Raw genomic sequence first — 21150 nt, 5'->3', positions numbered from 1 at the left:
CGACCCGCGAAGGCGGAGGGCAAGGGCTGTGGACGCGTCATCCTCTCAGTAAGCAGTGCCGGAGGGTCCCGTGGTGGCGACGTGACTCTATCTGTGGAGAATCGCCGGATGACGGCCGGACTGGCGCCGGGCAGGGGAGGCGCCGGTGAGTCCCAGCGGCGCAGCAACCAACCCGTCGTTGCGACGCGTGTCTCAGAAGGCGCCGCCTCGGCGCCGCCCAAGCAGCGACTTGTGTGACACGAGCGTGCTGGTGTCACAGAGGAGGCCGCCGGTCCACGTCCTCGAGGGCGAGTTGTATGACACGAGGGCCCGGCGCCCCGGCCCCGCAGTGCCGCGGACGCGCCGCGCTACGCCTGTGCGACGCCGAGCACGTCGAGCAGCCACGCGAGCTCGAACGCGCGCTCGCGCCACGCGTTGTACCGCCCGCTGACGCCGCCGTGCCCGGCGACCATCTCGCACTTCAGCAGCGCGTCGACACCCTCCTCGCGCAGGCGCGCGACCCACTTTGCAGGCTCGACGTACAGCACCCGCGTGTCGTTCAGGGACGTCACCGCGAGGATGCGCGGATACTCCACCCCGGCGCGCACGTTCTCGTACGGCGTGTACGACTTCATGTAGTCGTACACGTCCGCGCCGTGCAGCGGATCGCCCCATTCGTCCCACTCGATCACCGTGAGCGGCAGCGACGGGTCGAGGATCGTCGTGAGCGCGTCGACGAAGGGCACGTCGGCGAGGATCCCGGCGAACAGCTCCGGCGCGAGGTTCGCCACGGCGCCCATGAGCAGCCCGCCCGCCGAACCGCCCTCCGCGACCATCCGGTCGGGCGAGGTGATGCCCGACTCCACGAGGTGCCGTGCACAGTCGACGAAATCCGTGAACGTGTTGCGCTTGCGCAGCAGCTTGCCGTCCTCGTACCACTGCCGGCCCATCTCGCCGCCGCCGCGCACGTGCGCCACCGCGAACACGACGCCCCGATCGAGCTCCGAGAGCCGCGGCACCGAGAAACCCGGCTCGATCGAGTGCTCGTACGATCCGTAGCCGTACAGATGCAGCGGCCGCGGCGCGTCGCCGAGGGCGCCGAACGACCGCTTCCACACCAGCGAGATCGGCACCCGGGTGCCGTCGGCCGCGGTCGCCCACACCCGCTTCTGGTCGTAGTCGGCGCTGTCGTAGCCGCCGAGCACCGGCTGGCGCTTGCGCAGCAGCCGCTCGCCGGTCGCCACGTCGTAGTCGTAGACGGTGCTCGGCGTCACGAACGAGGCGTACCCGAGACGGATGACCGGCGGCGCCCACTCCGGGTTGCCCCCGGCGCCGGCGGTGTACAGCGGCTCGTCGAACCCGATCTCGTCGATGCGGTTGCTCGCATAGTCGAACAGCCCGAGCCTGGCCAGGCCCTCCCGCCGGTAGCCGATCACGCCGAAGTCGCGGAACGTCGACAGCCCGAGCAGCCGGCGACCGGGTTCGTGCGCAACGACGACCTCACGGTCGCCCTGGGGGTCGGATGCCGCCACCCGCACGAGCTCGAAGTCGAGCGCCTCGTCATTGTGCAGCACGTAGAGCACGTCCTGCCCGTCCACGACGGCGTGGTCGGCCTCGTACTCGACGCCCTCGACACGCGGCCAGACCACGCGCGGCTCCCCGCGCAGATCGTCGGCGTCGAGGATCCACTCCTCCGACGTGATCGACGAGCCCACCCCGATCACGAGGTAGCGGTCGCTGCGGGTGAACCCGGCGCCGACCCAGTACCGCTCGTCGGGCTCGTGGAACAGCTTCGCGTCGTCATCGACCGGAGTGCCGAGCTCGTGCAGCCACACCGTGTCGGGGCGCCACGCGTCGTCGACCGTCGAGTATACGATGCAGCGGCCGTCGGGCGAGAACGAGGCGCCCGCGAACGTGCCCGGGATGACGTCGGGCAGCTGCTCCCCGGTCTCGAGGTCGCGCACCCGCAGCGTGTAGCGTTCGTCGCCCGCGACATCCACGCCGTACAGCATCAGGCGGCCGTCGTTCGAGACCTCGAAGCTGCCGAGCGAGAAGAACTCCTGCCCTTCGGCCTCGACGTTGGCGTCGAGCAGCACCTGCTCGCCGGGGACCTCGACGTCAGGGCGCAGCTCGGGGGGCGTCCAGTCGTCCGGCGAGGCGAGCGGCGCCCGGCACTGGATGCCGTACTGCTGTCCCTCGAGCGTGCGGCCGTAGTACCACCAGTCGCCGCGACGCGAGGGCACCGACAGATCGGTCTCCTGCGTGCGGCCCTTGATCTCGTCGAAGATCCGATTCCGCAGTCCCGCAAGGTGCGCCGTGCGCTCCTCGGTGTAGGAGTTCTCCGCCGTCAGGTGCGCGACGACCTCGGGGTCGTCCTTGCCGCGCAGCCACTCGTACGGATCGCTGAACGTGTCGCCGTGATGGGTGCGCGTCGTCGGGCGCCGGGGAGCGACGGGCGGGACGGGGGAGGAGGATGCCGCGGTCGCGGCCGAAAGCTCTGTCACGCCATCCACGCTACTGCCCGGGCCCGGACACCGGTTCACGGAAGCCCCTCGCTCATGAGAGGATTCAGAAGGCCCGGGAAGCCGGGGAACGTCCGATCCGTGAACTCTTCGTTCGCACCGCCGATCCCGTCGGCACTCCTTGACCTCTCTCATTCGGAAAGCGAACGGTGGAAACCGCAGCTCTCATCGTCGTGCTGGTCATCGCACTGGCCCTCTTCTTCGACTTCACCAACGGATTCCATGACACCGCCAACGCGATGGCGACGCCCATCGCGACGGGTGCCCTCAAGCCGAAGGTGGCCGTCGGGCTCGCGGCCGGTCTCAACCTCGTCGGAGCGTTCCTCTCGACCGAGGTGTCGAAGACCGTCTCGCACGGCATCATCCGCGAAGACCAGATCGCCGATCCGCTCACGTTCCTGCCGCTGATCTTCGCCGGGCTCATCGGCGCCGTCGCGTGGAACATGCTGACCTGGCTGCTCGGCCTTCCCTCCAGCTCGTCGCACGCACTGTTCGGCGGGCTGATCGGCGCGACCCTCGTCGGATTCGGCGTCGCCGGCGTCGACTTCGGCGTCGTGCTGAGCAAGGTGATCCTGCCGGCCGTGCTGTCGCCGCTGACGGCCGGGGTCATCGCGTTCCTGGTCACCAAGCTCGCGTACGTGCTCACGCGGCGCTACGACAACAAGCCCGACGGGCGCGACGGCTTCCGCTGGGGCCAGATCTTCACGTCGTCGATGGTCGCGCTCGCGCACGGCACGAACGACGCGCAGAAGACGATGGGCATCATCACGCTCGCGCTCATCATGGCCGGCTGGCAGAGCGCGGATCAGGCCGATCCGCACATCTGGGTCATCGTCGCGTGTGCCTCGACGATCGCGCTCGGCACCTACATGGGCGGCTGGCGCATCATCCGCACGCTCGGCAAGGGCCTCACCGACGTCAAGCCGGCGCAGGGCTTCTCCGCCGAGACCTCCACCGCCGCCACGATCCTCGCGTCCTCCGCCCTCGGCTTCGCCCTCTCGACGACCCAGGTCGCGTCGGGCTCGGTGATCGGCTCCGGCCTCGGCCGCCGCGGCTCGAAGGTGCGCTGGGGCACGGCCGGTCGCATCGCGATCGGATGGCTCCTGACGCTGCCGGCAGCGGGCATCGTCGGCGCCATCGCGGCTCTCATCGTCCGCTGGCTCGGCACCTGGGGCATCCTCGTCGACGCGGTCCTCGCCCTCGCGATCATCGTCGCGATCTTCGCGCGCTCCCGTCGCAGCCAGGTCACCTCGTCGAACGCCATGAGCGACGTCGCCGAGTCCGCACGCGCCGTGAAGGTCAAGAAGAACCCGCCGCCCACGCGCCGTCAGCGGGCGATCATGCGCGAGCAGGAGCGGCGGAAGGCGGAGGAGAAGGCCCGCCGCCGGGCCGAGGAGCGCGAGCGGGAGCGCCGTCGCACGGATGAGGAAGGCCGCGTGCGCGCCGAGAAGAGGGCGAAGGCGAGGGCCGAGGCGAAGAAGTCCTCGAACGACGAGAGGAACGCCGACGCCAAGAAGCGGGCAGCCGCCAAGAAGCGGGCAGCCGCCAAGAAGCGGGCAGACGCGACGAAGCCGGCGAAGAAGCAGGATGTCGCGAAGAAGCCCGTCGTCGGCAAGAAGCCGGCGAAGCCGGACGCCGCGAAGAAGTCCGTGAAGAAGCCGGAGCCCCCGAAGAAGAACGACCCCGCGAAGAAGCCCGACGCCGCGACGCAGTCCGTGAAGAGCCCTGACGGCAGGACGAAGAAGGTGCCGGCATCGCCCGGGAAGAAGGCTGCTGCCGGAAAGGACGCGAAGTGACCATCCAGATCGACTGGCTCGCCTTCCTCGCGGTCTTCGCCACCGCCCTCGTGGGTGCAGTCCTCGTCGTCGGGTTCTACGCCCTCGGACTGCGTCTGCTGGTGCGGGCCGGGCGGGTGCCGGTGGTGGCACCGGCGGAGTTCACCGACGCGATCACGGTCATCAGCGCCAAGCAGCACGCGCGGGCCGAGAAGGCCGCCGCGAAGGCGGCGCGCAAGAACCCGCTCACCCCGGCGCAGAAGCGTGTCGCGCAGATCGGTGCGTACACGTCGTTCACGCTGTGCGGGATCGCGGTGCTCGGCGGCATCCTGCTGATCGTCCTCCACTGACCGACCCCGCCCCTAGGCTGGCGGAATGAGCACCGATTCCCCCGTGCGGTTCGGCGCGCACGAACCCGCTCGCCGCGTCATCGTCCATGTCAGCGACACGCACCTCCTCGGCGGCGACGCCCGTCTCGGCGGCCGCTTCGACACGGCGGGGAACCTGCGGGCCACCCTGGAGGCGATCGAGGGTCTGGGCGTCTCGCCCGACGCGATCGTGTTCACCGGCGACCTCACCGACCTCGGCGAGCCCGAGGCGTACGCCGCGTTGAAGGCGGCCGTCAAACCCGTCGCCGCCCGGCTCGGCGCACAGCTCGTGTGGGTCGCCGGCAACCACGACGAGCGCCCGGCGCTGCATCGGGCCCTGCTCTCCGCCGAGCCCACCGAGGAGCCCGTCACCGGCGTCTGGGACCTCGACGGGCTGCGGCTCGTGGCGCTCGACACGTCGGTGCCGGGCTGGCACCACGGCGACCTCGATGAGAGGCAGCTGGCGTGGCTGCGCGACGTGCTCGCCGAGCCCGCGCCCCTCGGCACGGTGCTCGCGCTGCATCACCCGCCGCTGCCGAGCCACATCCCGTTCTTCGACATCCTCGAACTGCGGCATCAGGATGCGTTGGCCGCCGTGATCGAGGGAACCGATGTGCGCGGCATCCTGGCGGGCCACCTGCACCATTCCCAGTTCGGCATGTTCGCGGGCGTGCCCGTCAGCGTCGCGGCGGCCACCTGCTACACGATGAACCTCGCCCGTCCGGCCGCGGAGGTGAACGGGATGGACGCCGGCCAGTCGTTCCACCTCGTGCACGTGTTCGACGACACGATCACTCATGCGGTCGTGCCGGTGGTGGATGCGTCGACCTCCGACGTGTTCGACGAGGAGTGGGTGCGACGCATGGCGGCGCTGAGCCCCGAGGAGCGGCTGGAGGCGTTCTCGCGCAAGCCCGCGCGCCCCACCCCGTGACACGATGTACAGAACCACCGGGTGCCATGGACGTGGCGTACACCCGGAGTGCTCAGCGAGACGCGTTAGGCTCGAGGCATCCCGATCCGCTGTGACCCACAAGGACTCATCCATGGCACTGGACGCAACGACGCGCACCCGCATCGAAACCGACTCGCTCGGATCGATGGAGATCCCCGCCGATTCCTACTGGGGGATCCACACGGCGAGAGCCCTCGACAACTTCCCGATCGCCAAGCGTCCCATCTCGGTGTACAGCGACTTCGTGCGCGCCCTCGCGATGGTCAAGCAGGCGTCGGCTCGTGCCAACCGTGAGATCGGCGCCCTGTCGGCCGACAAGGCCGACCTCATCGATCGCGCGTCCCAGCTCGTGATCGACGGCAAGTACCACGACCAGTTCGTCGTCGGCGTCATCCAGGGCGGCGCGGGCACCTCGACGAACATGAACGCGAACGAGGTCATCACCAACATCGCGCTCGAACTCGCCGGGCGCGAGAAGGGCGACTACGCGTTCCTCAGCCCGCTCGACGCCACGAACCGCAGCCAGTCGACGAACGACGTGTACCCGACCGCGGTCAAGATCGGCCTCGCGCTCACGCTGCAGAGCATGCTCGACGAGCTGGATCTGCTCCGCAGGTCGTTCCTCGAGAAGGCGCGTGAGTTCCACGATGTGCTCAAGGTGGGCCGCACCCAGCTGCAGGATGCCGTGCCGATGACGCTCGGTCAGGAGTTCCACGGGTTCGCCACGACGCTCGGGTACGACCTGCAGCGCCTCAACGAGAACGCCTACCTGCTCTACGAGATCAACATGGGCGCCACGGCCATCGGCACGGGCATCACGACGCATCCCGACTACGCCCCGGCCGTGCTGCGCCACCTGCGCGAGATCACCGGGCTCGACCTCGCGACGGCGACCGACCTCGTCGAGGCGACGAGTGACACCGGGTCGTTCATGTCGTTCTCCTCCTCGCTCAAGCGCAGTGCGATCAAGCTGTCGAAGATCTGCAACGACCTGCGCCTGCTGTCCAGCGGTCCGCAGGCGGGCTTCGGTGAGATCAACCTCCCGGCCATGCAGGCGGGTTCGTCGATCATGCCGGGCAAGGTGAACCCGGTGATCCCCGAGGTCGTGAACCAGGTGGCGTTCTCGGTCGCCGGCGCCGATCTCACCGTGACGATGGCGGTCGAGGGCGGCCAGCTGCAGTTGAACGCGTTCGAGCCGGTCATCGCGCACTCGATCTTCCAGTCGATCACCTGGATGCGTCAGGCGATGTGGACGCTGCGGGTGAACTGCGTCGACGGCATCACGGCGAACCGCGAGCGGCTCGGCGCGATGGTGGGCTCGTCGGTCGGCGTCGTCACGGCGCTGACGCCGTTCATCGGCTACGCGGCATCCGCGGCCCTGGCGAAGACGGCGCTTCTCACGCACCGCAACATCGCCGACCTGGTGGTCGAGGCGGGACTCATGACCCGCGACGAGGTCATGAAGCAGATCTCGCCGGCACGCCTGTCGGGCCTGGAGACGGTCACGACGGCGATCCCGGTGGTGCAGGCGGCCGAAAACGTCGTGGCCGACGAACCGGTCTGAGCCGCGACACGGCGCCGCCCGGGGTGTCGGGCGCGGGCACTGCCCGCTAGCGTGGAGGGAATCGCACCGCCACACGGAGGTATTCCCATGACAAACGTCCCCGACTCCGAGAACCCGCGGCCGCCGGCGTCATCCGAGCCTCCGGCAGCTCCCACCGGCAACCCCTCTCCGGAGCCTCCGGCGCCCGAGCAGGCGCCGGCGTACGGCCAGGCGCCGGCCTACGGTCAGGCGCCCGCGTACGGTCAGGCGCCCGCGTACGGTCAGGCGCCCGCGTATGGCCAAGCCCCGGCGCCGGCCATCCCCGGTCGCATGATGGGCATCGTCGCGTTCATCCTGTCGCTCGCGGGTTTGATCACCGGGATCACCGCACTCGTCGGCCTGATCCTCGGCATCGTGGCGCTCGTGCAGAGCAAGAAGGCCGGGCACAAGAACGGCTACGCACTCGCGGCCATCATCATCGGCGCCGTGCTCGTCGTGCTCTCGATCATCGGCATCATCCTGCTGATCGCGTTCTTCAGCGCTCTCTATGGCGCAGCGACAGCGTGTCAGGCCGACCCGACGGGGGTCACCAGCGTATGGGGCATCCCGTTCCAGTGCGCGCAGCTGTACGACTCGTATCGCTGATCCGTCGGCGGATCAGCCCGGGCGGCGCGCACCTCACGGTGCCGCCGCCCTTCTGCTCCTCAGCCGGGGACTCGGCAGCGTTCCTCAGTCGAGGATCCGGCAGTGCGTCGTGAGCTCGCCGATGCCGTCCACGGCGACCGTGACCGTCGACCGGTCGCGCAGGAAGATCTGCGGGTCGCGGGAGTAACCGGCTCCTCCGGGCGAGCCGGTCGAGATGAGCGTGCCGGGCAGCAGCGTCACCGAGCTGGAGAGGTGGGCGACGAGGGTCGCCACCGAACGGATCATCTGCCCGGTGCTCGCGTCCTGCACGGTGTGACCGTCGACGACCGTCCAGATGTGGAGATCCTGCGGGTCGGGGATCTCGTCGGCGGTGACCACGAACGGTCCCGTGGGAGTGAACCCGTCGAACGACTTGCAGCGCGACCACTGTGCCTCGGAGAACTGGATGTCGCGCGCGGTGATGTCGTTCACGACGGTGTAGCCCCACACGTGGTCGAGAGCCTCGTCGGCGGTGACGTTCTTCGCGGGCGCGCCGATGATCACCCCGAGCTCGGCCTCGTAGTCGATCGACTCGCTCAGGGTGCGGGGCCACGAGGTGGTCGCCTCGTGGGCGCTCAGCGAATTCGGCCAGAGGGTGAACACGGTCGGAGCGGTGTCGGCCTTGAGTGCGAGTTCGCTCGCGTGCGCGGCGTAGTTCAGGCCGACGGCGAGCACGACCGGGGGAGCGAGCACGGCGGAGGCGTACGTCACGGACTCGAGCGCGTGACCGGCGGCGGCGTCCGCCGCTGCGGCACGCACCTCGGCGAGCAGCTCGTCGCCGCCGGCGATGAGCGCCTCGAGTGTGGCAGGCCCTCCGGACAGCAGCTCGGGGACCGGGTGCGCCTGTCCGTCCTGCACGACCGCCAGCGTCGGTTCGGTGCGGTCGGGAGTGATGACGTGGGCGAAGCGCATCCTTCCAGGCTACCGTCTGACCCTGAGCCGCGATTCCGCGGTGGCGGGGCGCGCGGGTCCGTCATGAGTGCCACCGGCAGAGGTCGCGGGGCGATGGCGGCGTGCCGGACGGCGCACGGTCGCTGCGCCACCCGGCGAGCTTCCCCGCCTCGGCGCGGACGGCGGACAGAGCCTTCCCCCTGCCGCCGATGTACCGTTCGCGGCACCCGGCCTTGTCGCACGTGAGCGTGACGACGTGATGCGTGCTCATGTCATCCCCCCCCCGCATCCCGGCCGCCCGTGACGGATTCAGGCAGAGACACCGGTTCAGGCGGGACGGTTGCATATCCGCCTGAATCCGTCGCTTCTCCGGAATCCATGACTCACCGTGCCCGGTGCAGTCCCTGGGCAACGGCGTCGAGGACGGTCGCCAGGACGGCGTCCCAGTCGAAGAGGATCTGGAAGTAGTCGAAACGCAGCACGGTGTATCCGTGCAGCACGAGCGCCGCGTCGTGCGCGATGTCACGTCGCCTGTCGCCCGCACTGCTGTGGAATGCGAACCCGTCGATCTGGACGACGAGTCGGTCGCCGACGAGGAGGTCGACGGGATGACCTTCGAGGCGGACCTGCTGGCGGATGCGCAGCCCGAAGGGTCTCAGCCCGTCAAGGAAGGTCGTCTCGAGTCCCGAATCGGACAGCGATGAGGCGACGGCGGCGAGTTCCGCAGCTCTGGTGCTGCGCCAGTCCACTCGCTGCAGCCGCTCACGCGAGACCAGTCCCGCGCGGATAGCCGATTCCCAGACGACGAGCGCGTCCCGCCGCGGCAGGCACCGTGCGACCTGGAACAGCGCGTTCAGCGGCGGGTCCTCGACGGCGTTGCGGGCGGTCGGAACCGGTCCCTGTGCCCAATGCACGACGAGCCCTTCGGAGTCGAAACGGGAGGCGCCGTGCGCGACGGCGATGTGCGTTCCGTCGTGCTTCGGCACCCAGATGCCGCGCAGGTCCGCCACGGTGACGCAGCTGACGCGGCCGCTGACGGATGCCGCTGCGGCACGTCGTTGATCGCACGAGCGTCCGACGAGCCATGATCGTCGAATGCGCCGCAGGGCGCCGGCGGCCACGGCCTCGCTCATGTCGCGGCTGGAGAAGCCGGCTGCGCGTGCATCCGCGCTGTGGGCGATCCCGTGGCGACGTGTCACCCATTCGGTCAGCAGTACACCTCGTGCCATGGGTTCAGCATCCGCCCGCGATGACCCGCGCAGCGGCCCGGCACCCGAATCTGTGGATGGATGCCGCCGCCGCCCGAGGTGGGGAGGCGCCGCCGCGCCCAGTGGACTCCGCGCCGCCGGGCCCGGTGCACTCATCGCCGCCGGGCCCGGTGCACTCATCGCCACCGCCGCGCGCGACGAATTCAGGCAGAGACACCGGCTCAGGCGGCTCTCGCCTGAAATCGCCTGAATCGGTCTCATCGCCTGAATTCGTCACCGGAACAGACGAATGCGCCAACAGCGACGGGGCGCTGCGGGTTGTCGGTGCTGCGGCAACCGCCCACACAAAGACTCAGCGCTCGGTGCCGCGGCGATGCCTGCGTGTCTACCGAGCGCTGAGTTGACCTGTACCCAGGGTGACACGAGGCGCATTCCTCGTCAAGAGGTCGCGTTGACCGCCCCGCCCGCGTCGGGTTGGATGGTTGTCATGACTGACAACCGCACGAAGCCCGAGATCGACGCACCCACCGAGCCGGCCCCGTCGGACCTCGTCATCCGCGACATCATCGTGGGCGACGGCGCCGAGGCGAAGCCGGGCGACACCGTCACGGTGCACTACGCCGGCGTCGAATACGAATCGGGAGAGGAGTTCGACTCCTCGTGGAATCGCGGCGAGTCCATCCAGTTCCCGCTGCGCGGCCTCATCCAGGGCTGGCAGGACGGCATCCCGGGCATGAAGGTCGGCGGTCGCCGCGAGCTCGTCATCCCGCCTCACCTGGCTTACGGCCCCGCCGGTGGCCACTTCCTCGGCGGCAAGACGCTGATCTTCGTGATCGACCTTCTCGCTGTGGGCTGACCGCCCGCGCACGACCCAGAACGGATGCCTCGGCCGAGGCATCCGTTCTTTTTTGCATTCATTGGAATAGACCCCGGCGAACGTCCGTTGTCCCCTGGGAACATGCCGCACAGGCATCCACGACGGAAGGATCAGTATGACCGACACCACCACGGCTCCCGAGATCGCCGGCTACCGCGCCGGGACCTGGACGCTCGACCCGGCCCACAGCGATGTGCGCTTCAGCGTGCGCCACATGATGATCTCGAAGGTGCGCGGGACGTTCGGGGTGAAGAGCGCCACGATCGTCGCGCCCGAGAACCCCCTCGAGGCCCGGGTCGAGGCGACCGTCGACGTCACCAGCATCGACACGAACGACGCGGGTCGCGACGCCCACCTGCGCTCGGCAGACTTCTTCGATGTCGAGAACTTCCCGACGATGGAGTTCCACTCGACCGGCGTGCGCATCGAGAAGGGCGACTTCCTCGTCGACGGCGACCTCACGATCCGCGGCGTCACCAAGCCGGCGACGTTCGAGCTCGACTTCGGCGGCTTCGGCACCGACCCCTACGGCAACTACAAGGCGGGCGCGACGGCGAAGACCGTCATCGACCGCGAGGACTTCGGCCTCACGTGGAACGCCGCGCTCGAGACCGGCGGCGTCCTCGTCGGCAAGGACGTCACGATCGAACTCGACCTGCAGGGCGCCTTCCAGGCCTGACCCGCAGCGAGACAGCGGAGGACGGATGCCACGCGCATCCGTCCTCCGTCGTCTCACGGCTCGGGATGAAGCGCGTCGTACGCGCGGAACCGCGGATGGAGGCGTCCCAGCATCGCCACGATGCCGATCACGATGAAGCCGCCCAGCAGCGGTGGGAACCAGAGTGCGGTGAACGTCGCGAGAGTGCCGGCGTAGAGGGCGCCGACCCGGGGCCCGCCCGCGACCACGACGATGAAGATGCCCTGCAGCCGGCCGCGCATCGCGTCGGGCACGGCCGACTGCATCATCGTGTTGCGGTAGATCGAGCTGATGTTGTCGGCGGCTCCCGAGCACGCCAGCAGGACCGCGGCGGCGCCGATGAGCACGACGTTCGCCGAGTCCTTCCCGACGTGCGCGGGGGCGAACCAGCCCGCCGTCGCGGCGACGAGGACGACCCCGAACGCGGCGATCGCGGCGCCGTAGGCGATCACCGCGCGCTCGATGCCGAGACCATGATGGCGCACCCGCCCGATCGGGCCGGAGAAGAGGCTCGACAGGAGCGTGCCCGCGGCGACCGCTGCCGTGAGCACGCCCGTCGTGATCGCTCCGCCGCCCAGCAGCACGGCGCCGATCGCGGGGAAGAGCGTCAGCGGCTGGCCGAACGTCATCGCGGTGATGTCCATGAGGTACTGCACGCGGATGTTCGACGCGCGCCTGAGGAAGCGCCACCCGTCCTTGAGCGACTCGAGTCCCGGGCGGACCACGACGCCCTCGGGCCGGATCGCCGGCAGCGTCCACAGCCCGAGGAACAGCGACGTCATGAGGATGACGTCGATCGTGTAGGTCCACGCGTATCCCATGGTGGCCACGAGCACGCCCGCGAGCGCGGGCCCCACCATCACCATGAGGCCGAAGCCGATGCCGTTCAACGCCGACGCCGCCGGCAGCAGTGTGACGGGGATGAGTCGCGGCACGATCGCCGACCGCGCCGCCATCACGATCGAGTTGGCCGCGGAGTTGACGATGCTGAGCGCGTACAGCCACCACTGGGTTTCCCAGCCGCCCCAGGTGAGCACGGCGAGCAGCAGCGTGGAGGCGAAGGTGACGGATGCGGCGGCCAGCGCCACGATCCGGCGGTCGAACGCGTCGGCGAGCATCCCGCCGTAGAGGCCCGCGAGGATCATCGGCACGAGGCCGGCGACGGCGATCATCGACACCGCGAACGTGTCGCCGGTGAGGGCGTACATCTGCAGCATCACGGCGACGAGGGTCAACTGCCCGCCGAGGCCCGAGAGGGTGGAGCCTGCCCACATGCGGGCGAAGGCGGGGGAACTGGTCAGCGGGCGGAGGTCGACGAAATGGTCACGGTTCAGTCTCGCCATCATAGGTTCGCATCCGCCCGCACCGTGTCCTGCACCAGGACAGGCTAGCCGCAGTGGACGTGCAGCTGAGCGCACCGCAGGGCTGGTAGACTCGTCCGGTTGCCGTTAGATCGGCCGCGGATGAAGAGAGCTCGCGCAGAAGGCGTCGGGCGCCGCGCAACGACGAGAAAGGGGATCACCTATGGCACTGGATGCAGAGGTCAAGAAGGCGATCATCGAAGAGTACGCGACGCACCCCGGTGACACCGGATCCCCCGAGGTGCAGGTCGCGATGCTGACGCAGCGCATCAAGGACCTGACCGAGCACCTGAAGGAGCACAAGCACGACCACCACTCTCGTCGTGGCCTCTTCCTGCTCGTCGGTCAGCGCCGCCGTCTGCTCGGCTACCTCCAGGACATCGACATCAACCGTTACCGGTCGCTGATCGAGCGTCTCGGACTCCGCCGCTAAGGCACGCGAACCAGCGTTCAATCGCTCAAAACATTCTTGGAAGGCCGCCCCGTGGTGTCGGGGCGGCCTTCGTCGTTCGGGCGGCCGGAGCTGCCAGGTCCCCGAGCGAGGAGCGCAGCGACGACTCGAGGGGCCGGCGCGCGGCGGGGCGGCCCTTCGACTCGCTTCGCTCGCTCAGGGACCTCAAGAGCTGTCGTCAAGGCGCTCACGGACTTGCCGCGGCCACGAGATCGGCGTGCCAGCGGGCTGCGACATCCGGATGCGCGCGCAGCCGCGACTTCAGCGCGTTCTCGCCGTACAGGGCGTGGATGGGGTTCGCCGGGTCCTGCGTCACGCCCGTCGCCTCCGCGGCGAGCTCCGGTGGCAGCTCGATGAGCGGCAGGCGCCGGTCGAGCTGCGGGTTGAAGAAGAACGGCACCGAGATGCGGTCGTCGGGCAGCCGCGGTGAGACGACGCGGTGGTTCGTCGCCTTGAGGTAGCCCTGCGTCGCGTGTTCCAGCTGCTCGCCGATGTTCACGACGAACGCGCCGGGCGCCGGCGGGGCGTCGACCCATCTGCCGTCGCGCTCGACCTGAAGTCCGCCCTTGCCGGGCTCGACCCAAAGCAGCGTGAGCACCCCTGAGTCCTTATGGGCGCCGACGCCTTGCGCCCACGGGTCGGCCTTGCCCGGGTAGCGCACGATCTTCGTGAGGGTCGAGGGCTCCCCGAAGTGCGCGTCGAAGTACGACTCGTCGGCGCCGAGCGCGAGCGCCCAGGCGCGCAGCAGTCGCCGCGAGACCCCGCGCAGGTGGTCCTCCCACTCGCCGACCACCGTGCGCAGCTCGGGAAGCGCCGCCGGCCACAGGTTCGGGCCGATCAGCCGCGCGTACGCGGGGGCTCCCTCCCATTGGACCGCGTCGCGCTCGGGCCCGATGTCGATCTGCTCGCGCCAGTCGACCTCACCCTGCGTGCGCTCGCCGCCCACGCGCGTGTATCCGCGGAAGTGCGGGCTGTTCACGTTCTCGATCGCGCGTTTGTCCTCCTCCGGCAGCGCGAACAGGGCGCGCGCCGTGCGCAGCAGGCGCTCCTCCAGCTCGGGGGAGACGCCGGTGCCCTTGAGGTAGAAGAAGCCCACGTCGTGCGTCGCCCCACGCAGCTCGTCGCGGAAGCGGGCCGCCGCCTGAGGGCCCTCATCGAGCAGTGACAGGTCGAGAATCGGCAGGGTGGTCTCGGTCATGGCACGACGGTAGACGGATGCGTCGGCCGACGCCCGAATGTTGCGGCGCATTGCCGTGGATTTCGGCGGGTGTCGATCTTCACGGCACCCTCGGGTTGGGCCGCTGACCGCCGACGCGGTAAGGTGGCACTTACTGAGGTTCGCCTAACCTGACTGCTCGGGTGTTCGACGCCACGGCGCAGAGCGGACCGCTCATCTGACGGATCGAGATCGGACGCCCGTGCTCGCAACCTTCCTCATCGGCCTGCGCGAGGGCCTCGAAGCGGCGCTCGTCGTCGGCATCCTCGCCGCCTACCTCGCCCGCATCGGACGCCGCGACGTGCTCCCGCGACTGTGGATCGGCGTGGGCCTCGCGATCGCCCTCGCGGTCGGCGTCGGCGCCGTGCTCACGTTCGGGGAGTACGCGATGACGTCGCAGGGCCAGGAGATCCTCGGCGGCACGCTGTCGCTCGCCGCGGTCGGCATGGTGACCTGGATGATCTTCTGGATGCAGAAGACCTCGCGCCACATGAAGAAGGCGCTCGAGGGACAGCTCGACCGCGCGATCGAGGCGGGCACGATCTGGGCCCTCATCCTCGTCGGGTTCGTGTCGGTGGCGCGGGAGGGCGTGGAATCGGCGCTGCTGCTGTGGTCCATGTCGCAGTCGTTCGGCAAGACGCCCACGGTGCTCCTCGGCGCCCTGCTCGGCTTCGCCGTCGCCGCCGTCGTCGGCTGGCTGCTCGCGAAGGGCATGGTCCGCCTCAACCTCCGCCTCTTCTTCGCGTGGACGGGGGGCTTCCTCGTGATCGTGGCGGCCGGCGTCCTCGCCTACGCGATCCACGACCTCCAGGAGGCGGGCGTCGTCCCCGGTCCGTTCACCGCGCTCGCGCCCGTCGCCGGCGGCACGGTCGCCGTCGGGTTCGCCGGATTCCCGTTCGGCTGGGCATTCGATGTCTCCAGCGTCATCGCCCCCGGCGGCGCGCTCGCCACGATCCTGCAGGCGCTCGTCGGATTCATGCCACGGATGAGCTGGCTGCAGGTGATCGCGTGGGCGCTCTACATCGCGGTCGTCGGCACCTTCTTCCTGCGTGGCATCCGCGTCCCGCGCCGCGCGGCCGCGCCTGCCTCCGTCACCCCGCCCACTCTCGTTCCCGCGCACCCGCACCCCACTCAAGGAGCCCGATGACCTCCCGCCGCGCCCTCGCGCTCTCGGCCGCCGTCGGCGTCACCGCCCTCGCCCTGACCGGATGCGTCGCGAAGAGCGACGTCGCCGCGGGTGACGCGCTGACCGTCACCTCGACCGACACCGACTGCACTGTCTCGGCGGCATCGGCGAGCAGCGGAACCGTCAGCTTCGACATCACGAACGCGGGCACCCAGGTCACCGAGTTCTACCTGCTCGCGAACGACGGGCTGCGCATCGTGGGCGAGGTGGAGAACATCGCCCCCGGCGCGGATCGCACGCTCACGGTCGTCGCCCAGCCCGGCGACTACTACACGGTCTGCAAGCCCGGGATGGTGGGCGACGGCGTCGGCCGCGCAGCCTTCACGGTCAGCGGCGAGAAGGTCGCCGCATCCGGCGACGACGCCGCGCAGAAGACCAAGGCCGTCGATCTGTACGCGGCCTTCGTGAAGGACCAGACCGGCCGGCTGGTGCCCGCCGTGAAGACGTTCGTCGCCGCCTACGAGGCGGGGGACGACGCGGCGGCCAAGGAGCAGTTCCCTCGGGTGCGCTCGTTCTACGAGCGCATCGAGCCCATCGCCGAGTCGCTCGGCGACCTCGATCCGAAGATCGACTACCGCGAGGTCGACGCGAAGGCGGAGGGGCTCGACTGGACCGGGTTCCATCGCATCGAGAAGGATCTGTGGGTGCCCGCGAAGGACGCCCTCAACGCCGACGATGCGACCCCGGCGTGGAAGGACTGGGCTCCGTCGACGGCCGCGCAGCGAAAGACGATCGGCGACCGGCTCCTGACCGATGTGCAGGCGCTGTACGACTACGTGCACGGCACCGAGTTCGTCGCGAACCTCGAGGAGCAGGGCGTGGCAGCGCTCTCGAACGGCGCGATCGGGCTGCTCGACGAGGTCGCCAAGGGCAAGATCACCGGCGAGGAGGACTGGTGGTCGGGCACCGACCTCTGGGACTTCGCCGCCAACGTCGAGGGTTCGAAGATGGCGTTCTCCCTCGTGCGCGACCTCGCGGAGAGCAAGGGCGAGAAGGGCGCGGCGCTCGTCGCGCGGATCGACAAGGGCTACTCCGCGCTCCAGGCGAAGCTCGCGACGTACGGTGACGCCGACAAGGGCTACGTGCCGTACGCGAAGATCACGGATCAGGATCGCAGCGACCTCACGAACCTCATCAACTCCCTCGCCGAGCCGCTCTCGCAGCTCACCGCGACAGTCCTGTCATGAGCGAAGAGCCCACGGTCACCGCCGAGCCGCCGGTCGACGCTCCCGTCACCGGTCTCAGCCGGCGCGGGCTGCTCGGCCTGTTCGGCGCCGGGGCCGGCGGGCTCATCGTCGGCGGACTGGGCGGCGCGGCGATCGGTGCCACCGCCGCCACCGCGTCGGGGCCGGGTGGGAGCGGCGGCACCGTGCATCCGTTCTACGGCGCGCACCAGTCGGGCATCTCGACTCAAGTGCAGGAGCACCTGCACTTCGCCGCGTTCGACATGGCCGACGGCGCCACGCGTGACGATCTGGTCTCGCTCCTGAAGGACTGGTCGTACGCGTCGTCCCGCCTCACGCAGGGGCTCGATGTCAGTGCGACGGGCGCCGTGCACGGTTCGCCGCAGGCGCCGCCCGATGACACCGGCGAGGCGCTCGGGCTCGCGGCGGCGGCCCTCACGATCACGATCGGGTTCGGACCGGGCCTGTTCGACGACCGGTTCGGCCTCGCCGCACACCGGCCCGCCGAGCTGCAGGATCTGCCGCCGTTCGTCGGCGAGCAGCTCGACGCCCAGCTGTGCGGGGGAGACCTGTGCATCCAGGCGTGCGCCGACGACCCCCAGGTCGCGTTCCACGCGGTGCGCAACCTCAGCCGCATCGCGTTCGGTCGTGCGCGCATCCGCTGGTCGCAGCTCGGCTTCGGCCGCACCTCGAAGACGACCGCCGACCAGTCGACGCCCCGCAACCTGTTCGGGTTCAAGGACGGCACCGCCAACGTCCTCGCCGAGGACGCGAAGGCGCTCGACGAGCACGTCTGGGTCTCGCCGGACGACGGACCCGGCTGGCTGGCCGGCGGCTCCTACCTCGCGGTGCGCAACATCCGGCAGCGCATCGAGACGTGGGATCGGGTGCGCCTCGTCGAGCAGGAGCAGATCATCGGGCGCGACAAGGGCGAGGGAGCCCCGCTTTCGGGCGGCACCGAGTTCACCGCGCTGGACTTCCACAAGAAGGATGCGTCGGGCAGGCCCGCGATCGATCCGAAGGCGCACGCGCGGCTCGCACATCCCGACCTCAACGGCGGCGTGCGGCTGCTGCGCCGCGGCTATAACTTCGTGAACGGGAACGACCTGACCGGCGATCTGTCGGCCGGGCTGTTCTTCCTCTCCTACCAGCGCGCTCCCGAGCGGTTCATCAGGGTGCAGCGCGCGGTCGCGAAGGACCTGCTCGCCGAGTACCTCGTGCACGTCGGCTCGGCGATCTTCGCGATCCCGCCCGGGGCGCAGCAGGGCTCCTTCGTCGGCGCGGGCCTGTTCGGCGCCTCCTGATCCGGGGAATAATCCCACGAGACGGACGTTGCATCAGATACATTCAGATGCATACAAACGGATGCTGCGGCATCCGGGAAGCGAGAATCCGATCGTGAGCGAGACCACCACGTCGCCGGCCGTGCAGTTCGGCATCTTCACGGTGAGCGACATCACGCAAGACCCGGTCACCGGGCAGACTCCCAGCGAGGCCGAGCGCATCCAGGCGACCCTCGCCATCGCGAAGCACGCAGAAGAGGTCGGACTGGACGTCTTCGCCATCGGCGAGCACCACAACCCGCCGTTCTTCTCGTCGTCGCCGACCACCACACTCGCCTACATCGCGGCACAGACCGAGCGACTCATCCTGTCGACCTCCACGACCCTCATCACGACGAACGACCCGGTGAAGATCGCCGAGGACTACGCGATGCTCCAGCACGTCGCCGGCGGCCGCGTCGACCTCATGCTTGGCCGCGGAAACACGGGGCCGGTGTACCCGTGGTTCGGCAAGGACATCCGGCAGGGCCTCCCGCTGGCCATCGAGAACTACGCCCTGCTGCATAAGCTGTGGCGCGAGGACGTGGTCGACTGGAACGGGAAGTTCCGCACGCCGCTGCAGGGATTCACCTCGACACCACGCCCCCTCGACGGCGTGCCGCCGTTCGTGTGGCACGGCTCGATCCGCACGCCTGAGATCGCCGAGCAGGCGGCGTACTACGGCGACGGCTTCTTCGCGAACAACATCTTCTGGCCTGCTGAGCACTTCCAGCGGCTCATCGAGCTGTACCGGCAGCGCTGGGCCCACTACGGGCACGGCGCGCCCGAGACGGCGATCGTCGGCGTCGGCGGCCAGGCGTTCATGCGGAAGAACTCGCAGGATGCGGTGGCCGAGTTCCGCCCGTACTTCGACAACGCCCCCGTCTACGGGCACGGCCCGGCGATGGAGGACTTCACGAAGATGACGCCGCTCACCGTCGGCTCGCCGCAGCAGGTGATCGACCGCTACGCCACGATGCGCGATCACTTCGGGGACTACCAGCGCCAGCTGTTCCTGATGGACCACGCCGGCCTGCCGCTGAAGACCGTCCTCGAGCAGCTCGACCTGCTCGGCGGTGAGGTCGTCCCCGTGCTGCGCCGCGAGTTCGCGAAGGACCGGCCGGCGGACGTTCCCGACGGTCCCACGCACGCGGCGCTCGTGAGGCGGACCTACGGCGACGGCCCCGTGCGCCAGCCCCGACCCAACGCGAACCGCGGCGACAATGTGACCGGCGGCTCGCCCTACCAGGACACCGCATCGGATGACGCCCCGGCCGCGTCGCAGACCGGCGCCGCCTTCGGGCTCGGCGGTGCGCGATGACGGCCCGCCGCGTCGCCGTCGTCTCGGCCGGCCTGTCGACGCCTTCGTCGACCCGGATGCTCGCCGACCGGGTCGGTTCCGCCGTCGTCGCGCAGCTGGCGGAGCGCGACATCGAGGCCACCGTCGACACGTTCGAGCTGCGCGACTACGCCCACGCCATCACCGACAACATGCTCACCGGCTTCGCTCCGTCGGAGCTGGAGTCGATGATCAACACCGTCGTGTCGGCCGATGCCGTCGTCGCAGTGACGCCGATCTTCTCGACGAGCTACTCCGGCCTGTTCAAGTCGTTCATCGACATCCTCGACAAGGAGGCGCTGGTCGGAAAGCCCGTGCTGATCGGTGCGACAGCCGGAACGGCACGGCATTCGCTCGCGATCGACTATGCCATCCGTCCGCTGTTCGCCTACCTGCACGCCGACGCCGTGTCGACCGGCGTGTTCGCCGCGAGCGAGGACTGGGGCGGCACGGGCGACCACGTCGCCCCGCTCGCCGCGCGCATCGAGAAGGGCGCCGCCGAGCTGGCCGACGCCGTGGCACGGCGGGATGCCGCGACGAGCTCCGACCCGTTCGACCCCGCGAACTACCTCCGTGGCGGCAGCTCGTTCGACGACCTGCTCGGCGGGCTGCCGCGGGACTGAAGCGGGGGAGTAGCGTCGGACGGGTGGATCCCGTCGTCAAGACCCGAAACGACGCCCCCGCCCGGTTCTTCGAGGCGGAAGCCGCGGGCCTGCGGTGGCTGGCCGCCGCCGGCGGCGCGCGCGTCGCCGAGGTCGTCGACGTCGCCGCGGGCCGCATCGCGCTCGAGCGCATCCCGCCCGGGCGCCCGGACGCCGCGGCGGCCGAGGCGTTCGGCGCGGCGCTCGCCGCCACCCACGATGCGGGAGCGGCGGCGTTCGGCGCCAAGCCCGACGGCTGGGACGGCCCGGTGTTCATCGGACGACTCGAGCAGCCGTGTCACCCCGAGCCGACCTGGGGCCGGTTCTACGCCGGCCAGCGCATACGCCCGTTCCTGAAGCCTGCCGTCGACGCGGGCAACCTCGACCCGGCCGACGCCGACGTCGTGGAGCGCGCGTGCGAGAGGATCGCCGCCGGGGCGTTCGACGACGATGACGCGCCGGCGCGTCTGCACGGCGATCTGTGGAACGGCAACGTGCTGTGGTCCCCGACAGGAGTCGTGCTCATCGACCCCGCCGCGCATGGCGGGCACCGCGAGACCGACCTCGCGATGCTCGACCTGTTCGGCTGCCCGCACCTCGACGTCATCCGGCGCGCGTACGAGGCGACGCATCCGCTCGCCGCGGGATGGCGCGACCGCATCCCGCTGCACCAGCTGCATCCGCTCGCGGTGCACGCCGTCGGCCACGGCCCGTCGTACGGAGCGGCGCTCGCCGACGCCGCGCGACGCACCCTCGCTCTCGCCGGCTGATCAGTCCTCGGCGCCGCCGGAGAACTCTTCGTACTCCTCGACGGCCTCGTCCTCGTCGTCGTCGAGCTCGACACGCTCATCGGGGTCGATCGTCGGCGGCGGTGCGTCGAACTCGGCCTCGTCTTCGAGCGGGACCTCGCGCTCGTCATCCGGATAGATCGGGATGTCGTCGTCCATGATCGCC

General features: G+C 69.9%; 20 protein-coding genes and 1 pseudogene. 14 read left to right on the top strand and 7 right to left on the bottom strand.

All coding sequences use genetic code 11. The features are described 5' to 3' along the window. Nucleotides 1-347: 347 nt before the first annotated feature. On the bottom strand, nucleotides 348-2483 hold the full coding sequence (locus AC3RX1_RS13640) for a S9 family peptidase (protein WP_491501795.1): 2136 nt from the start codon (nucleotides 2481-2483) through the stop codon (nucleotides 348-350). Between the two features lie 167 nt (nucleotides 2484-2650). Between AC3RX1_RS13640 and AC3RX1_RS13635 the strand changes: the two are divergent. The 5 genes and pseudogenes from AC3RX1_RS13635 to AC3RX1_RS13615 all read left to right on the top strand — a co-directional run. Further along, nucleotides 2651-3848: pseudogene (locus AC3RX1_RS13635) on the top strand (inorganic phosphate transporter); the annotation flags it as partial. A 445-nt stretch (nucleotides 3849-4293) separates the two neighbouring features. Beyond that, nucleotides 4294-4626 carry a peptidase gene (locus AC3RX1_RS13630; protein ID WP_491501794.1) on the top strand — a complete coding sequence of 111 codons (333 nt, stop codon included), beginning with the start codon at nucleotides 4294-4296 and terminating at the stop codon, nucleotides 4624-4626. 25 nt (nucleotides 4627-4651) lie between these two features. Beyond that, nucleotides 4652-5575, top strand: a complete 924-nt coding sequence (locus AC3RX1_RS13625) for a phosphodiesterase (RefSeq protein ID WP_491501793.1) — start codon at nucleotides 4652-4654, stop codon at nucleotides 5573-5575. Between the two features lie 112 nt (nucleotides 5576-5687). Beyond that, nucleotides 5688-7160, top strand: a complete 1473-nt coding sequence (locus tag AC3RX1_RS13620; protein ID WP_491501792.1) for an aspartate ammonia-lyase — start codon at nucleotides 5688-5690, stop codon at nucleotides 7158-7160. Nucleotides 7161-7247: 87 nt separating this feature from the next. Beyond that, a complete protein-coding gene (locus tag AC3RX1_RS13615; RefSeq protein WP_491501791.1) occupies nucleotides 7248-7784 on the top strand; it encodes a DUF4190 domain-containing protein in 537 nt (178 codons plus the stop codon). An 84-nt stretch (nucleotides 7785-7868) separates the two neighbouring features. On the opposite strand, the gene AC3RX1_RS13610 is transcribed toward AC3RX1_RS13615, so the two are convergent. The 3 genes from AC3RX1_RS13610 to AC3RX1_RS13600 all read right to left on the bottom strand — a co-directional run bounded on the left by AC3RX1_RS13610 (nucleotide 7869) and on the right by AC3RX1_RS13600 (nucleotide 9943). Further along, nucleotides 7869-8735, bottom strand: a complete 867-nt coding sequence (locus tag AC3RX1_RS13610; protein WP_491501790.1) for a fumarylacetoacetate hydrolase family protein — start codon at nucleotides 8733-8735, stop codon at nucleotides 7869-7871. Nucleotides 8736-8796: 61 nt separating this feature from the next. Further along, nucleotides 8797-8985 (bottom strand): hypothetical protein, encoded by a 189-nt coding sequence (locus AC3RX1_RS13605; protein ID WP_491501789.1) that lies wholly within the window; start codon nucleotides 8983-8985, stop codon nucleotides 8797-8799. 112 nt (nucleotides 8986-9097) lie between these two features. Next, on the bottom strand, nucleotides 9098-9943 hold the full coding sequence (locus tag AC3RX1_RS13600) for an endonuclease domain-containing protein (RefSeq protein ID WP_491501788.1): 846 nt from the start codon (nucleotides 9941-9943) through the stop codon (nucleotides 9098-9100). A gap of 466 nt (nucleotides 9944-10409) precedes the next feature. Between AC3RX1_RS13600 and AC3RX1_RS13595 the strand changes: the two genes are divergently transcribed. Next, nucleotides 10410-10778: an FKBP-type peptidyl-prolyl cis-trans isomerase gene (locus tag AC3RX1_RS13595; protein WP_491501787.1), complete on the top strand. Its 369-nt coding sequence runs from the start codon at nucleotides 10410-10412 to the stop codon at nucleotides 10776-10778. 136 nt (nucleotides 10779-10914) lie between these two features. Beyond that, nucleotides 10915-11478, top strand: a complete 564-nt coding sequence (locus AC3RX1_RS13590; RefSeq protein WP_491501786.1) for a YceI family protein — start codon at nucleotides 10915-10917, stop codon at nucleotides 11476-11478. Nucleotides 11479-11531: 53 nt separating this feature from the next. On the opposite strand, the gene AC3RX1_RS13585 is transcribed toward AC3RX1_RS13590, so the two are convergent. Further along, nucleotides 11532-12842: an MFS transporter gene (locus AC3RX1_RS13585; RefSeq protein WP_491501785.1), complete on the bottom strand. Its 1311-nt coding sequence runs from the start codon at nucleotides 12840-12842 to the stop codon at nucleotides 11532-11534. A gap of 178 nt (nucleotides 12843-13020) precedes the next feature. Between AC3RX1_RS13585 and rpsO the strand changes: the two genes are divergently transcribed. Beyond that, nucleotides 13021-13290, top strand: coding sequence for a 30S ribosomal protein S15 (gene rpsO / locus AC3RX1_RS13580; protein WP_491501784.1), 270 nt, complete (start codon nucleotides 13021-13023; stop codon nucleotides 13288-13290). Between the two features lie 205 nt (nucleotides 13291-13495). Here the strand turns inward: rpsO and AC3RX1_RS13575 are convergent, their stop codons facing one another. Then, complete coding sequence (locus tag AC3RX1_RS13575; RefSeq protein WP_491501783.1) at nucleotides 13496-14506, bottom strand: isopenicillin N synthase family dioxygenase; 1011 nt, start codon at nucleotides 14504-14506, stop codon at nucleotides 13496-13498. Nucleotides 14507-14726: 220 nt separating this feature from the next. Here AC3RX1_RS13575 and efeU point away from each other — a divergent pair, with 220 nt between their 5' ends. The 6 genes from efeU to AC3RX1_RS13545 all read left to right on the top strand — a co-directional run bounded on the left by efeU (nucleotide 14727) and on the right by AC3RX1_RS13545 (nucleotide 20966). Next, nucleotides 14727-15671 carry an iron uptake transporter permease EfeU gene (gene efeU / locus AC3RX1_RS13570; RefSeq protein WP_491501782.1) on the top strand — a complete coding sequence of 315 codons (945 nt, stop codon included), beginning with the start codon at nucleotides 14727-14729 and terminating at the stop codon, nucleotides 15669-15671. After that, nucleotides 15668-16897, top strand: a complete 1230-nt coding sequence (gene efeO, locus AC3RX1_RS13565; RefSeq protein WP_491501781.1) for an iron uptake system protein EfeO — start codon at nucleotides 15668-15670, stop codon at nucleotides 16895-16897. Before efeU ends, efeO begins: the two co-directional genes overlap by 4 nt. Next, nucleotides 16894-18198 (top strand): iron uptake transporter deferrochelatase/peroxidase subunit, encoded by a 1305-nt coding sequence (gene efeB, locus AC3RX1_RS13560; protein WP_491501780.1) that lies wholly within the window; start codon nucleotides 16894-16896, stop codon nucleotides 18196-18198. Before efeO ends, efeB begins: the two co-directional genes overlap by 4 nt. A gap of 121 nt (nucleotides 18199-18319) precedes the next feature. Continuing rightward, on the top strand, nucleotides 18320-19537 hold the full coding sequence (locus tag AC3RX1_RS13555) for an LLM class flavin-dependent oxidoreductase (RefSeq protein WP_491501963.1): 1218 nt from the start codon (nucleotides 18320-18322) through the stop codon (nucleotides 19535-19537). Then, the gene (locus AC3RX1_RS13550) at nucleotides 19534-20178 is read left to right on the top strand and encodes a CE1759 family FMN reductase (protein ID WP_491501779.1); all 645 of its coding nucleotides are present in this window, start codon (nucleotides 19534-19536) and stop codon (nucleotides 20176-20178) included. The genes AC3RX1_RS13555 and AC3RX1_RS13550 overlap by 4 nt, the downstream gene beginning before the upstream one ends. Before the next feature lie 23 nt (nucleotides 20179-20201). Beyond that, nucleotides 20202-20966 carry a fructosamine kinase family protein gene (locus AC3RX1_RS13545; RefSeq protein WP_491501778.1) on the top strand — a complete coding sequence of 255 codons (765 nt, stop codon included), beginning with the start codon at nucleotides 20202-20204 and terminating at the stop codon, nucleotides 20964-20966. Here AC3RX1_RS13545 and AC3RX1_RS13540 read toward each other — a convergent pair whose 3' ends face one another. Then, entirely contained in the window at nucleotides 20967-21143 is a 177-nt protein-coding gene (locus AC3RX1_RS13540) for a hypothetical protein (protein WP_491501777.1), read from the bottom strand. Nucleotides 21144-21150 lie beyond the last annotated feature (7 nt).

This window comes from Microbacterium altimontanum, from assembly GCF_058349865.2.
The sequence above is the reverse complement of the archived record's forward strand: the minus strand, read 5'-3'. Positions and strand labels throughout refer to the sequence as shown.